General features: G+C 65.3%; 15 protein-coding genes. 6 read left to right on the top strand and 9 right to left on the bottom strand.

Annotated features, from left to right (window positions below):
* The first annotated feature begins 1 nt into the window (after nt 1).
* From ACSHT2_RS33000 to ACSHT2_RS32985, 4 genes are all read left to right on the top strand, one after another.
* Nucleotides 2-379, top strand: coding sequence for a response regulator transcription factor (locus ACSHT2_RS33000; RefSeq protein WP_440639164.1), 378 nt, complete (start codon nt 2-4; stop codon nt 377-379).
* 175 nt (nt 380-554) lie between these two features.
* Nucleotides 555-2,423: an FUSC family protein gene (locus tag ACSHT2_RS32995; RefSeq protein ID WP_440639162.1), complete on the top strand. Its 1,869-nt coding sequence runs from the start codon at nt 555-557 to the stop codon at nt 2,421-2,423.
* Nucleotides 2,420-2,623 carry a DUF1656 domain-containing protein gene (locus ACSHT2_RS32990; RefSeq protein WP_440639160.1) on the top strand — a complete coding sequence of 68 codons (204 nt, stop codon included), beginning with the start codon at nt 2,420-2,422 and terminating at the stop codon, nt 2,621-2,623. The genes ACSHT2_RS32995 and ACSHT2_RS32990 overlap by 4 nt, the downstream gene beginning before the upstream one ends.
* 11 nt (nt 2,624-2,634) lie before the next feature.
* Nucleotides 2,635-3,930, top strand: coding sequence for a biotin/lipoyl-binding protein (locus tag ACSHT2_RS32985; RefSeq protein WP_440639159.1), 1,296 nt, complete (start codon nt 2,635-2,637; stop codon nt 3,928-3,930).
* Nucleotides 3,931-4,279: 349 nt separating this feature from the next.
* On the opposite strand, the gene ACSHT2_RS32980 is transcribed toward ACSHT2_RS32985, so the two are convergent.
* The 9 genes from ACSHT2_RS32980 to ACSHT2_RS32940 form a co-directional block, all read right to left on the bottom strand.
* The gene (locus ACSHT2_RS32980; protein ID WP_440639157.1) at nt 4,280-5,215 is read right to left on the bottom strand and encodes an ACP S-malonyltransferase; all 936 of its coding nucleotides are present in this window, start codon (nt 5,213-5,215) and stop codon (nt 4,280-4,282) included.
* Between the two features lie 9 nt (nt 5,216-5,224).
* A complete protein-coding gene (locus tag ACSHT2_RS32975) occupies nt 5,225-6,175 on the bottom strand; it encodes an AEC family transporter (protein WP_440642980.1) in 951 nt (316 codons plus the stop codon).
* Nucleotides 6,172-7,053, bottom strand: a complete 882-nt coding sequence (mdcB, locus tag ACSHT2_RS32970) for a triphosphoribosyl-dephospho-CoA synthase MdcB (protein ID WP_440639156.1) — start codon at nt 7,051-7,053, stop codon at nt 6,172-6,174. Before mdcB ends, ACSHT2_RS32975 begins: the two co-directional genes overlap by 4 nt.
* Entirely contained in the window at nt 7,050-7,730 is a 681-nt protein-coding gene (mdcG, locus tag ACSHT2_RS32965) for a malonate decarboxylase holo-[acyl-carrier-protein] synthase (RefSeq protein WP_440639155.1), read from the bottom strand. The genes mdcB and mdcG overlap by 4 nt, the downstream gene beginning before the upstream one ends.
* Nucleotides 7,705-8,427 carry a biotin-independent malonate decarboxylase subunit gamma gene (mdcE, locus tag ACSHT2_RS32960; RefSeq protein ID WP_440639153.1) on the bottom strand — a complete coding sequence of 241 codons (723 nt, stop codon included), beginning with the start codon at nt 8,425-8,427 and terminating at the stop codon, nt 7,705-7,707. Before mdcE ends, mdcG begins: the two co-directional genes overlap by 26 nt.
* Nucleotides 8,414-9,352, bottom strand: a complete 939-nt coding sequence (locus tag ACSHT2_RS32955; protein ID WP_440639152.1) for a biotin-independent malonate decarboxylase subunit beta — start codon at nt 9,350-9,352, stop codon at nt 8,414-8,416. The genes mdcE and ACSHT2_RS32955 overlap by 14 nt, the downstream gene beginning before the upstream one ends.
* On the bottom strand, nt 9,349-9,666 hold the full coding sequence (mdcC, locus tag ACSHT2_RS32950; protein WP_319326233.1) for a malonate decarboxylase acyl carrier protein: 318 nt from the start codon (nt 9,664-9,666) through the stop codon (nt 9,349-9,351). Before mdcC ends, ACSHT2_RS32955 begins: the two co-directional genes overlap by 4 nt.
* Before the next feature lie 9 nt (nt 9,667-9,675).
* On the bottom strand, nt 9,676-11,322 hold the full coding sequence (gene mdcA / locus ACSHT2_RS32945; protein WP_440639151.1) for a malonate decarboxylase subunit alpha: 1,647 nt from the start codon (nt 11,320-11,322) through the stop codon (nt 9,676-9,678).
* Between the two features lie 172 nt (nt 11,323-11,494).
* Nucleotides 11,495-12,280 carry an alpha/beta hydrolase gene (locus ACSHT2_RS32940; RefSeq protein WP_440639149.1) on the bottom strand — a complete coding sequence of 262 codons (786 nt, stop codon included), beginning with the start codon at nt 12,278-12,280 and terminating at the stop codon, nt 11,495-11,497.
* A 254-nt stretch (nt 12,281-12,534) separates the two neighbouring features.
* Here ACSHT2_RS32940 and ACSHT2_RS32935 point away from each other — a divergent pair, with 254 nt between their 5' ends.
* On the top strand, nt 12,535-12,894 hold the full coding sequence (locus ACSHT2_RS32935) for a hypothetical protein (RefSeq protein WP_440639148.1): 360 nt from the start codon (nt 12,535-12,537) through the stop codon (nt 12,892-12,894).
* 158 nt (nt 12,895-13,052) lie between these two features.
* Complete coding sequence (locus ACSHT2_RS32930) at nt 13,053-13,529, top strand: hypothetical protein (protein ID WP_440639147.1); 477 nt, start codon at nt 13,053-13,055, stop codon at nt 13,527-13,529.
* Nucleotides 13,530-13,538 lie beyond the last annotated feature (9 nt).

Below are 13,538 nucleotides of genomic sequence, written 5' to 3'. Positions count from 1 at the left end.
AATGGCCAAGACCCCTGTGATTGCAATTGTGGACGACGACGAAGGCGTTCGCGCTTCGCTTGCGAGCCTAGTGCGTTCGCTCGGCTACGAGGCCGATGCCTACGAGTCCGGCCTGGACTTCCTGCGGAATGCGCCGGGAGACGATCCGGCATGCATGATCACCGACGTGCAGATGCCGGTCATCACAGGCGATGAGTTGCAGGCCCAATTGAATGCCGCCGGCCGCCGCTTCCCGATCATCTTCATGACCGCATTTCCAAGCGAATCCGTGCGCCAGCGTGTCATGGCTGCGGGCGCGCATTGCTATCTCGACAAGCCCTCCAGCGGCGATGAGATCATCCGCTGCCTCGAAGAGGCGCTGGCAGGCCACGCGCCGTAGCCCGTCTATCCGTCCCTGGCGCAACAGCCCTCTTCCCCAACCAGACGTGCATTCCGGCAACTGGGTTGGTGGACCGGAAATACCGGCAAGCCCTGCAAACCTCATAGTCTGCGTCGACTTTATGGATTTCGGTCGGGCGGCACGCTCTGCCGAGAACGGATGGGGCTGGATTCCCGTGAACACCACCAGTGCTGCCGCGCCGTCCGCATTGGCCTTCGCCGGCTTCCCGGCGAGTTCCTGGGCTTTCGCGTTGCGGGTATGGCTGGCGATGATGCTCGCACTCTATGCGAGCTTCTGGCTCGAGCTCGAATCCCCCTCGTCGGCGGCCTTGACCGTGGCGATATTGGCCTTGCCGACACGCGGTCAGGGCATGGAAAAGGCCGGCTACCGGCTGCTCGCGACGGCGATTGGGGTCATGGCATCGATTGCGATCGCCGGCGTGTTTTCTCAGACCGACGGTCTCCTGCTCGCCGTGCTCGGCATCTGGGTCGGGCTCTGCGTCTATGTCGCCGCCATGCTGGACGGCAATCGCGCCTATGCGGCGGCGCTCTGCTGCATCACCGTCGCCCTGATCGCCATCCAGCAGATCGACACGCCGCTTCAGGTGTTTCCGACCGGCATCGCGCGCGGTGCCGCCATCGGCATCGGGGTCCTTGCGGTGGCGCTGGTCAACGAGGTGCTGGCCGCGCCGGACTATCATCCGGTGCTGGCAGGCCGCATCGAGGCGCTTCACCGCCGGGTCACGGACCTCACGCAAGGTACCGAGCATGCCTCCGCAGCGACTGCGGCGATCCTGCTGCATGACATCGCGGCGGTGCGTCCGGAGATCGCCAGCCTTGCGACCGAATCGAGCATCGGAACGGCGAGATCCGAGGCCGCGCGTTCCGCGTTGGTCGACCTCGTCAGCGCGTTTTCTCTCGGCCGCATGCTCGCGGCGCTTCCCGCCACCTCCGCCGCGCCCCCCCACACAGCTGGGTTGATAGCGATTACCAGATCCTGGCTCCGGGCCGAGATCAGCCGAAAGAACGCGCAGGTGCGTAGCAGCCTCGATGCACTGCATGAAGGGAAGCGCCCGTATCATGCATGGCGCGCGCCGCTCTACCGCTCGCGCCGCATCGCGGCAGAAACCGGCGCACGGGCCGCGATCTCGTTCGCGCTGATTGGGCTCTTCTTCGTGTTGACAGGCTGGCCGACCACCGAGCTCTGCCTCTCGCTCGTCGCAGTGATCCTCGGCCTCGGCTCGACGGCGCCCGCGCCACGCACCTTCACGATGGTGACAGTAATGGCGATGCCGATCGCCTGCGCGCTGGCCGGCATCCTGAAATATTTCGTCTTCAACGGCGTGTCCGAATTTCAACTGCTGGCGATCGGTCTCGCGCCTGTCGTCATCGGCTTCGCGCTGCTGATCTCGTTGCCGAACCCGCTGCTGTCTTCCCTCGGCCGGCTCACCCTGGTGTTCACGATCGCCGTACTCGCACCGACCAATCCGCAGAGCTACGACCCCGAGGTATTTCTCGTGACGAGCTTCTTTGCCTGCCTGTCCTCCCTGCTAGTGCTCGCAGCCCAGATGCTGCTGCCTCCATTGTCGGGCGACCAACGAGTTCGTCTGCTGCTGCGAGAGGCCAGGTGCGAGCTGGGCCACCTCCACCGCTGGGAAGTTCGAGACCTCGCGCCAGAGGAAGCCGCGTTTCGCGACGCGGCGCGAATCGAACAGATTCTGACCGCAAACGGCGCCTTCGCTCTCAATGGCGATAATGCAGCAAAGGCGATGCGCTGCTTCGACCAGGCTGAGAGCTTGCGGCGCTGCGGCACCGAACTGCAGCAGCTGACGCAGGAGCCGCTCGCCCGGGTGGTGCAGGACGCGCGAGAGGCCCTCGCCCAGCGCAACGGTGCCGCGATCCTCGCTGCTGCCGAGGCGATACGCCAAGTGGCATCGCGAAGCAACTTGTCTGCCAATTCGGCCATCGCCGTGCTGGTTCCGGCAAGCACCGTATTTGCACCGTCGCAGTCTCCAACCGCCCCCAGCCAAGGCAAACAGTCATGACGAACACATATCGGGAGTTCGTCGTCGGTGGCGTGCTCATTGCCCCCATCGTCTCCTATGCCGCAATCGCGCTGCTAGCGTTCCTGATGCTTCGCCCGCTACTGCGCTTCGTCGGCTTCGCGAGAGTCTTCAGCAACCCGTCGTTGGCCGAACTTTGCCTCTACGTGGCGATGTTCGGCACGCTCGCGCTGTTCTTCTAGGGAGAAGTGCCATGGAAGCTACCCTGCCTCGGGACGTCACCCCGCTTCATGGCGATGCCCCAGCCGAAGCACCGGTCGTTGCCGCGGACTCCGTGGACGGTTCAAACGCGCCGGAGACCGTGGCGCGCGACACCAGCGATCGGACACTGGACAGCATCAGACCTTCGGCCTGGGCGACGCCCGCCACGAGGCCACTGCGCCAAGCGGTCGGCCGTTTCATGCGCGGTGCCGGCAAGCACCTTGCGACTCTCGGCATCGCACTTGTCGCAGTTCTCATAGCGGCGGCGACCTGGCAGCACTACGTCACCGCGCCCTGGACACGGAACGGCAGCGTCCGCGTCCAGGTCGCCAACGTGGCGCCGCAGGTGGCAGGCAAGATCGTGGAGCTTCGGGTGGCCGACAACCAGTTCGTCCACAAGGGCGACGTCCTCTACGTGATCGATCCGTTCGACTTCCAGGTGGCCGTCCGGGTTGGCAAGGCTCTGGTCGACCAGCGGGCGGCGGACCTCGTGGTGAAGCAGGCCGAGTTCCACCGCCGGCAGCACCTGTCCGATCTTGCGACGACGCCCGAAGAACAGCAAATCTATGCAGGCAACGCGGCGCAGGCGAAAGCTGCCTACGAGGCTGCGGCGCACCAGCTCGCGCAGGCGGAGCTGAACCTGAAGCGCACGAGCGTGGTCAGTCCCGTCGATGGCTACGTCACCAACCTCTTGTTACGTGCGGGAGACTATGCCGTCACCGGCGTCAGCAACGTTTCCGTGATCGATTCCAACAGTTTCTGGATCGACGGCTATTTCGAGGAAACCAAGATGGCGCGGGTTTGCATCGGCGATCGCGCCGAAGCACAACTGATCGGCTATCCCAAGCCGATACTGGGACATGTGAAGACCGTGACGCGCGGCATCAGCGTGTCGAACGCCGCCGCAGGCACACAGGGCCTGCCCGCCGTGGACCCGATCTACACCTGGGTGCGGCTCGCGCAACGCGTACCGGTTCGCCTCGCCATCGACACCGTGCCACCCGATGTGCCGCTCGTCTCCGGCATGACAGCGACGGTTACGATCCGGCAGCCCGCCGGGGACGAGGGCCAAACCTGGCTCGACCGGTTCCGCGCGAACTTCGTCGATCCCGTCTCCGATCTGTTCGGCGCAGGCCGCCCGCCTCGTCCGGACTGCCTGAAGGCGACATCACAGCAGGGCCCCGAGGTGGAAGCACTTCCCTATACGCGCGAGCCCGCGGTTCCGCCGGCAGAGACGATCGCACCCGGCCTGACACCCGGCATCGGCGCCTCGCCACGCCTGCCCTGACACGTGCGCGCTGGCGCAGCGCCATCCGGAACACGTCGGGCCTCGTCCAAGTTCTCAGGCGGCGGACTGACGTCGGCACGCAAAGGCCCCATCTCGCGTGCTGCGCACGGGCCCCTCGTAAATCATGCGAAATGAGAAGCGGCGGGGGTTTATGAAATACTCTCGCTGCGGGATCGGCGATGGTGTGCATGTTAAGTGACTGAGACCCCCAAGTCACGGCTCGAGCCTCCCTCCTCCCTAGGCATACGAGCATTCTAGGGGCCGTCCTCCCCCAAGGGACGGCCCCCTTTTTTCGACAGCACAAAGCGCGATTGAGGGCATCGTCCCGATCGGGACTTGCCGGCGCTAGCTAGAGGCTGACCTGACGCGTGAGCCAGGTGCGGACACCCTCAAGGCTCCTGAAATCATCCAGCGCGTGCGCCGGAAGTCCGGGCGCGATGTCCGCAACCATGCCGCTCAGCGCATGTCCCGGCCCGAGTTCGAGAAACCCCGTCGCGCCCGCTTCGACACAGGCTTGCAGGCAATCGGCCCATTGCACGGTCTGCGAGATCTGCGCTGCGAGTTTGTCGAGACCAGTCTCGCGCGAGACGACCGGAGCGGCATCGATTCCGCTCAGAATGCGCGCACCGCTCCTCGGCGGGAATATCACCGATGCCTCGCGCAAGGTCTCACGAAAGACGGCAGACGCCACGGCGAGCCGTTCGGTGTGGGAGGCGACCTCAACCGGCAGCGCGACGATCCTTGCGTGCATCGCCCGCGCGTCTCGGGCAAACTCGCCTAGCGCCTCACGACCGCCGCCAACGACAAAGGCATCGCCCGGATTGACGATGGCAACCGCCGTGCCGTGACGCTCGCAAAGGCGATCGACCTCGTCCCGGGAAGGACCGCGGACGAAGATCAGTCCGTCACCGGCGCGCGTGGCCGCATCCATGGCCTCTGCGCGGCGCACCACCAGATCGAGCGTTGCGGTCGCATCGAACAAGCCGCCGACACCCCAGGCCGCGACTTCGCCGACACTATAGCCGGCAATGATGACGCCACGCGGAATGACATCTGCGAGCGCACACGCCGCAGCGAGCGGATGCAAGGTGCAGAGAATCTGGCCGCCACGGTTGCGGTGCAGAGCCTCATCGGCTTCGTCGCGGACGAAATCGCGTGGATCCCTGCCACCGAGCAATGCCGCCGCGTGCGCAAACAGGTGCGCGGCCTCCGGCGCGCCGCCCGTGAGGGCGAACATGTCCCGATGCTGCCTGCCTTGCCCCGAACAAAGGATCGCCAATGTCATGGTCGCGCCCTAGTGTGGAAAGAGCAGCGCGATCACAATCGCCAGCGTCGGGACGCTGAATGCGGTGCTGGCGATAACCATGGATCCAACCCTTGCGGAATCCAGCCGGTAGTTGACCGCGAACAAAATCCCGAAAAAGCCCGACGGCACGGCGGCGAGCAGAATGGCCGTCTTCGCTGCATCCTGCGCGATCGGAAGGACGAGAATGACCGCGACAGCCAACAACGGGCGGACGATGTCCGAGGCCACCGTTGCAGCGCTGATCTTCCAATCCAGCCGAAACGATTGCGCCGACAGAATGGCTCCGGTGAGGAACAGGGCGACGCCGGCAGCCGAACTTCCGATCAGCGCGAGGCTCGCATGAGCCAGCGCGTCGAGGCTCACATCCGACAACGAGAATACGATGCCGAGCGCGGGCGCGAGCACCACCGGCTTGGTGATCGCGCGCCGAATTGCCGTCAGGACCTGCCGCGCCGCCATTTCTTCGCCACGAGCCTTGGCGGCACCCATCTCCGCTACGATCAGAGTCAATGGGCTGATGAGGATCGAGCCCGCCGCCAATGCAACGGCAACCGGAACGGCGCCGGTTGGCCCCACGACTGAGGTCATGATCGGAAGACCCACCCCGGCGAGATTCGGGAAGCCAATCGTCAGCGCCTGCAGGGACGCCTCGGACTGGGAAAGCTTGGAGAGCCGACGTGCGGCGAAATACCAGGCAAGATAGAGCAGCAGCATCGTGACGCCGAGCACCAGGAAGAGCGGGACCTGCTCGATCATCTCACGGCGCGACGCTGAGGCGGTCGCGGCGAACAGCGAAGCGGGCAGTGCAAAATCCATCACCAGCGCGTTGAGAGCGTCGACATGGAGATTGTCGACGACATGAAGTTTGCCGGCGGCGTATCCCAGCAACAGAACGAAGAAAACCGGCACGAGCGCCATCAGGATTGCATTGGACATCATCGGCATGGGCTTTCATGGGCGTCGACAAAGAGCGTCATCGCAAGCAGATCGGCCGATCCACCCGGGCTGAGCCGACGGGCGACGAAGCTGTCATGGATCAATTGCGCCAGCGTACGCCAACCAGGCGCGCTGACGCCGCCGGCGTCGATGAAGCGGCGCGCCGCATCATGCGCAAAGCGAAGGCCGTCGACCCCACCGCGATGCAGGAGGTTGGTGTCTTCTACGGAGGCGATCAGGGCAAAACATGCCTCGACCCGGGCGGCTTCCGTATCTTCCGGCTCGGCATGCGTCGCTCTGCGCAGCGCCGGCAATCCGACCAGGTAGATGCTGGGAAATCCGTTCGCGGCCTCGGTACGCGCACCGCCGGCATGAAAACGGCGGCGGGCCACGCTGCCGTGGCTGTGCAACAGCACCGGACCGTCGAGGATGCTCTCGCCCCAAAGGCGCCTCACGACCTCGCCAAGCGAAAGCTCGGGCTCGACCAACCCGCCGGCCCTCGCACCGGCCGCCGCACACAACAGGCCGAGTCCGAAGATGGCGCCGCGATGCGTGTTGACGCCCGAGGTCGCTGCAAACATCGCGCGCTCGGCCTCGAGGCCGATGATCCGCAGCCGCCCCATGCCGCAACCGCGCGCGCCCGCATCGGCTAGGCGCTGAAGATGGGGCTTGATGGCCGCGGCGCTGCGACGGAACGTGCCGGCATCCATATCAACGTGACTGCCATTGTCGATATGACTTACGAGCCCCGGCTTCGGCCAGGTCTCCAGCTCCTCGACGAGGCAGCGGGCGGCGATGGCGCCGATGGCGGAAACGTCGGGCGCGATGCGTGCCCGACGCGGAACCGACCTCTCCAAACCTCGTACAGCCGCGGTGATCATGATCCCCTCGCTCCCGAAATGAATCGATTCCTGTCGAGCAGGATCACGCTCTCGATGCTCTTCACCAGAAGCTCGCGCGCGCCACCGTGGAGCTCGCGCCAGTTCACGGCAGCACCATCGGCGCGCATGAGTTCACCATCTAGCCGCATCGGCGCCTCGATCTCGATCGCAGCCACATCGGCGACGAAGCGATCGACGTCGGTTTCACGGCGAAACTCGAACAGCACATCGAGGTCCGATCGGTCTGTCACGTAGTCGAGCCCGGTCAGCGATTGCCAGGCCAGGCTGCCGAAGACGCGCGCGTCCACCGAGTGACGAAGCTCCAACCGGTCGAGCCGATCGAGCGTCGGCCACCAGTTGCGCGGTGCGTAAGCCCGCGCCTGCCGCAGCGACGGCGGCCTCGCGACCGAGGCGACCTGGCCGATATCAACCAGGAGGGAGATCCGCTTCTTGCCGGCCGAGGGCGGCAAGGGCAGGCCCAAAGCAAGACCGGCTTCCTCGCATGGCAGGGCGCGCCGCCTGATCGCCGGCCAGCCCATTCTGGACCAACGTGCGACCAACACGTCGGTAGCGAGATCGCTGCGCGCTTCCAGCATCGCGCGCCACCCTGCCGGGCTGACGAAGACGAGGTCATGACGACCCGGTGAACGCTCACCGTGCTTGCAGGGCCAGGTCACGAACACGCTCCGCAATATCAGCGGCTTTCAGCCTGCCACCGCGCGCCTTACCGAGCGCATCCCGTTGGTCTCGCCCGGCCGGCATGTCAGCCAGCAGCGCCTCCAGCTGATCGGCAAGCGAGGCGGCATCGCTCCATGTCATGTGAACCGCGCCCATCTGCATGAGATTGGACAGCCCCGGCGCGAACACCGGCGTCGACTTCGCCTTCTCCTCAAGCGCTTCCATCGACAGCTTGGTGACCTTCGCCATCGACGGCAGATCCATCACCGCGGGGTGTGCACCGGGCAATCCGACAAGCACGCGAGTTGCAAGTCCCGTCGCAAGCAGAGCGCCCGCCGCCGAGTGGCCGTAGAGCAGGCCGATAGTCGGGCGGCCGTTCATGTCCGCGTGGATCAACACCTTCGCCAGATGCGCGAGGAATTCGTTCAGCCCAAGCAACTCGTCGCGCTTGCTCATGCGTTGGCTGTCGCTGTCGACGAGCACCAGGATCGGACCAGAGTCCCGGCCGATCGACGCCAGGAGATGGCCGGACAATCTGATCGCCTCGTCGACGCCCAGTGCGGTTCGATCCGCGACACCAAGGACGAGCATTTTGTCGCCGCGTCGCAGCGTCGCCGAGCCGAGAAGGACGCCTTTGTCGTTCTTGATCTCATGGCCGTCGGGGAAGAGTGAGGCGAGAATGTCATCGAGCGTCACGGCTGGTCCTCCCGATCCTGTCGGCGAGCGTAATGAACTGTTCGGCCGGCAACTCCGGAACCGTTTCAGCATGCGCGATGCCTTGCGCCGCCCAGATGTCGACGGCATCCAAGCAGGCACCGTAGCGGCTTAGCCGGTCGGCAAGCCGCTCCTGCTCTGCCTTCAAGCTGTCGAGGCCGAAAGGTCCGATCAGACCCAGCAGTTCCAGCGCGGCCTCGCGAAAATCCTGCACGTTGTCATCGGCAAAGACGTCGGCGGCGCCGAGCAGCCGGCGATGCTTACCGCCCATGGTGCGCCAGACCAGCGCGCGGTCGCGGGAGTCGAACTCCTCGACGCCGCGATTGGTCTCGATGACTTCGGGGCCGGACACCGCAATGCGCCCGGGTTCAGACACGGCGAGCGCCGAACAGCAGCCTGCGATCAATCCACCTCCGCCGTAACATCCGGACCGGCCGCCGATCAGGCCTATCACCTTCACGCCGGCGCTGCGCGCCTCCATCACCGCGCGCATGATCTCGGCAATGGCGAGCTCGCCGGCATTGGCTTCCTGCAACCGGACGCCGCCGGTGTCGAACAGGATCAGGACCGGGACCGAGGCGATCTGGCGCGCCGCGCGGAGCAACCCGGTCAGCTTGGCGCCGTGCACCTCGCCGAATGCGCCGCCCATGAAACGTCCCTCCTGTGCGACGACGAACACCGGCGAGCCATCGAGGCGGCCATGGCCGACGACGATGCCGTCGTCGAACTGCTCGGGCAGATCAAAAATCTTCAGATGCGGACTGACCTCGCGCTGCTCCGGACCGATGAACTCGACGAAGCTGCCGGCGTCGAGCAGCAACTCCAGCCGCGTGCGGGCCGACGCTTCGTAGAAGCTGGTGCTGCGGGCGCGCTCGGCCGGTGTGATGTCCTTGAGTGGTGCGGTCATTGGCCGTTCTCCGTGATCGATCGCACCGCCTGCGCCAACCGAAGCGAGACCGTATCGGGGCGCGCGCCGCCATCGTTGATCGAGAATCTCAGCCCGCCGGGCGAATAGCGCTCGACGAAATCGCCGATTACAGCGGTCCAGACCTCGCCGAAGCCAACCGCCGCGGTCCTGATCTCGATGGCGCATTCCGCATCCGGCAGGACGCGTTCCACCAGCACCTCCAGATTGCCCGAGGCGACAACGCCGACGATCGCGCTCTGCCTGGTGCCGCCGGCCCTGGTGCGAACGCTGTGCTCAAACCTAAGATCTTCCATGACCCCTCCTCACCAGTTCCTGAATTTCGACGGCGGCGCGTAGAGTCCGCCGGACCAGCGCACGAGATCCTTGATGGAGCGCGCTGCGAGCAGGCTGCGATCCGCATCGAGCGGATTGATGCCGATATCCTCCGGGCGGCGGATCACCCCGCGTTCGCGCAAGTGCGTGACCATGCCGTGATCCCGCCGACGGCCGACATCGGTGTAGCCGGCAACGCCGCGAATGGCCTGCTCACGCTCCTCCGCGGTACGGCACAGCAGGAGGTTGGCCACGCCCTCCTCGGTGACGACGTGCGTGACGTCGTCGCCATAGATCATGATCGGCGCGAGCTCGAGCTCCAGCTTCTCCGCAAGTTCGATGGCATCGAGCTTCTCGACGAACAGCGGTACGTTGTTGTCTCCGAACGTCTCGCCGATCTGCACCACCAGTTTGCGGCCGCGGCGCATCAGGGAGGAGCCATCAGGATCAGCCTCCGCTCCGGCTTTCAACCAGGGCTCGCTCGGATGACGCCGGCCGCGCGCATCCGCTCCCATGTTCGGTGCACCGCCGAACCCGGCGATGCGGGAGGTGGTGACGGTCGACGAATTTCCCTGCAGATCGATCTGCAAGGTGGAGCCGATGAACATGTCGCAGGCATAGAGCCCGGCGGTCTGGCAAAAGGCGCGGTTGGAGCGCAGCGAGCCGTCGGGGCCGGTGAAGTAGACGTCGGATCGGGCGCGGATGTAGTCATCCATGCCGACCTCCGAACCGAACGAGTGGATCTGGCGGACCCAGCCGGATTCGATCGCGGGAATGAGTGCGGGATGCGGGTTCAAAGCAAAATGGGTCGCGATTTTGCCTTTGAGGCCAAGCCGCTCGCCGAAGGTCGGCAGCAGGAGCTCGATCGCGGCCGTACTGAAGCCGATGCCGTGATTGAGCCGCTGCACGCCATAGGGAGCATAGATACCCTTGATCGCGAGCATCGCGGTCAGGATCTGTCCCTCGGTGATCGCGGCCGGATCGCGCGTGAACAGCGGCTCGACGAAGAACGGCTTGTCGGACTTGACGACGAAGTGGACGCGATCCGCCGGGATGTCGACCCGGGGAACCTGCTCGACGATCTCGTTGACCTGGGCGATCACGATGCCGTCCTTGAAGGCCGTTGCCTCCACCACGGTCGGCGTGTCCTCGGTGTTCGGACCGGTGTAGAGATTTCCGTCATGGTCGGCGCTGACGGCAGCGATCAGCGCGACGTGCGGCGTCAAGTCGATGAAGTAGCGCGCGAACAGTTCGAGATAGGTGTGGACCGCGCCCAGCTCGATCTTGCCGCCGAACAGCATGCGCGCGATGCGGGCCGATTGCGGCCCGGAATAGGCATAGTCCAGCCGCTTCGCGACGCCGCGGTCGAACAGATCCAGATGTTCCGGAAGAACGACGCCCGACTGCACCATGTGCAGGTCGTTGACCCTGGAGAGATCGACCGCGAGCAGCGCGCGACTGAGCAGATCGGCCTGCTTCTGGTTGTCGCCTTCCAGGCAGATCCGATCGCCCGGCCGGATCACAGCCTCGAGCAGGCGCGTGGCATTGCCCGCTTCGACGACTTTGCCGCGGGCAAGCTCGGCACCTGCAGCGATGCGGGCATCACGCCTAGCGCGGTTGTTCTGCCAGCTCGTCATGGCCTCTGCTCCTTGGCGCGCATCACCGTCACGGTCCGGTCCGCGATTGGTGCTGATCGTCTCGATCAGGTTGATTGAACATTCCGGATGGGCAGTCAGGCCGGCGGGAGTGCTGCCTCTCCCGCCGGCCCTCCTTCCGCCGGCCGTGCGTCAGGACCGGCAAGATGCGGCCTCAGCGGGTGACCGGTTGATCGATGCTGCGCGCTGCGCGCGTGATGACAGCCGCCACTTCCTTGGGATGTGACTCGTAGACCGAGTGGCTCGCGCCCGGGATCACCGTGGTATGGCTCTTGGCACGCTCGTAGTACCAGCGCTCCAGATCGGGATTGATGATCTGGTCGCTGCCAGCAACGATGCCCCAGCTCGGCTTGGTCTTCCACGCGGCCGCCGTCAGTGGGGTGCTGAACACCTGTGCCGCGGCCAGGACCTGGGAGCGTGCCACGAACTCGGCGCGCTCACGCGGCAGATCGGGCGCGAACAGTTTCGGGAACTGCACGGGATCGAGATAGGTGAACTTGTCCGGCGTGACCTTGATGACGCCCTCGGTCTTTCCAAGCACGCTCGGCGTCTTCTTGCCCAGCGCCGATTCATCCTCGCCGACGTCGGGGGCGTGCGCGGCGACGTAGACAAGGCCTGCGACTTTGGGATGGACGCCGGCCTCGGTGATGATCGAGCCGCCATAGCTGTGGCCGACGAGGAGTGTCGGACCATCCTGGAGATCAAGAATCCGCTTCGCCGCCGTGACGTCGTCGGCGAAGGACGTTTCCGGCTCCTGCACCATGGTCACGCGGAAGCCTTCCCTGGTCAGGATTTCGTAGACCGGCTTCCAGCCCGATGCATCCACCCAGGCGCCGTGCACCAGGACGATGTTCTTAAGGGGGTCCGCACGCGCCGGGGCGACGCTCGCGAACAGGGAAAGGGCTGCAGCAAAGGCGAGACCTGCGTTGAGGTGTTTCATGTCGGGATCACTCCGGGTTGGAACGATGCGACAATACGTTGGCCGCTTGCCTGCGTATTTCGGCAAACAACGGCCCTTGCCACTTCGCACGCCGGGAGTTATCGGCCACAGCTCTGATCCAGCTCATGCTCCGGTTTCTCTGATGGCACGATCTCGTGCACATGCAAAGCAGCCGACGTTCGCAAGCGAAAGACAGCGCGTATCGGTCCTGTCATTCGCGACAGACGTCCGCTACCGACACGAGAGGATCGACAATGACATCGAATTCACTCATCCGGATTTCAGCCGCCACTATATTCCTCCTGCAGGCGGCATCCCCGGCTCGTGCTGCGTCCTGCGAGGATTCGGTCGGGCGTGTCCAGGCACAGCTGGACGCCGCGATTGAGAAGAATGCCGGCGCACATGGCTGGAGTCCGGAGAGCCTCGACGCCTTGCGCGGTCATCAGCCGACGCCGCGGTCGCTGGCACAGGCGGAAGGCGCGAGCGGAGTGCACCTTCGGCTCGCGCTCGATGCCCTCGACCGCGCACGCGCCGCGAGCCGTTCCAGCGACATCGCCACGTGCCGCCGGGAGCTGTCCGAGGCAAAGCGACTGCTTCGGAAGCGGCCCCAATGATCCCGAAGGCGATCGTGCGGCCAGACAGCGGGACGTGCGTTCAGGGAATACCGGCACGCCGGCCGCTCCCTATCGTCCCGCACAAATGAAAGGATCCGGAGCAGCCCATGCGAGAACAGCTCTCCTTGAATAGGTTCAGATGCCGCCGATTTGCATCGATGCATCTGGGCGTGGCGCTCGCAACCAGCCTGATATGGCTGATCCCGGCCGCGGCAAATGCGCAGATGACGCTGCCGACGACGCTGCCCCCTGTCGGCATGTCTGCAACCTCGCCGCTCAACCTGAGCGCCACGCGGCCTGAAGGCATTCCGCTGGGCTCGACCGAAATCGCCACGCCCGGCGTATCCCCGATCAATCCTTCGCAAGCAATGACGAACTGCCCCCTATCAGGCAATACCGGATCGTCGGGAGCCCTGTTTGACGGCGGCGGGCTCTCCGGAAGCCCGTCACTCGGCTGCCCCAACGACACGACGACCCAATCGGCCCTGCCTCCCTCGACATCGGCGGTCGGACGCGTCGGAATTCCGCTCGGATCCACCGAGCTCGGCGGCGCCGGAATCAGCCCGTCCCTGCCGGTGCCCGGTCCTACCTCCATGGGCAGCACGAGTTCAGTCAGCGTTTCCGGCAATCCCTGAGATCAAGAA

Origin of the sequence: Bradyrhizobium sp. PUT101 (genome assembly GCF_052043945.1) — a bacterium.
Lineage (GTDB): Bacteria > Pseudomonadota > Alphaproteobacteria > Rhizobiales > Xanthobacteraceae > Bradyrhizobium.
Note: the sequence above shows the minus strand (reverse complement) of the source record. Positions and strands in the feature narration are given on the sequence as shown.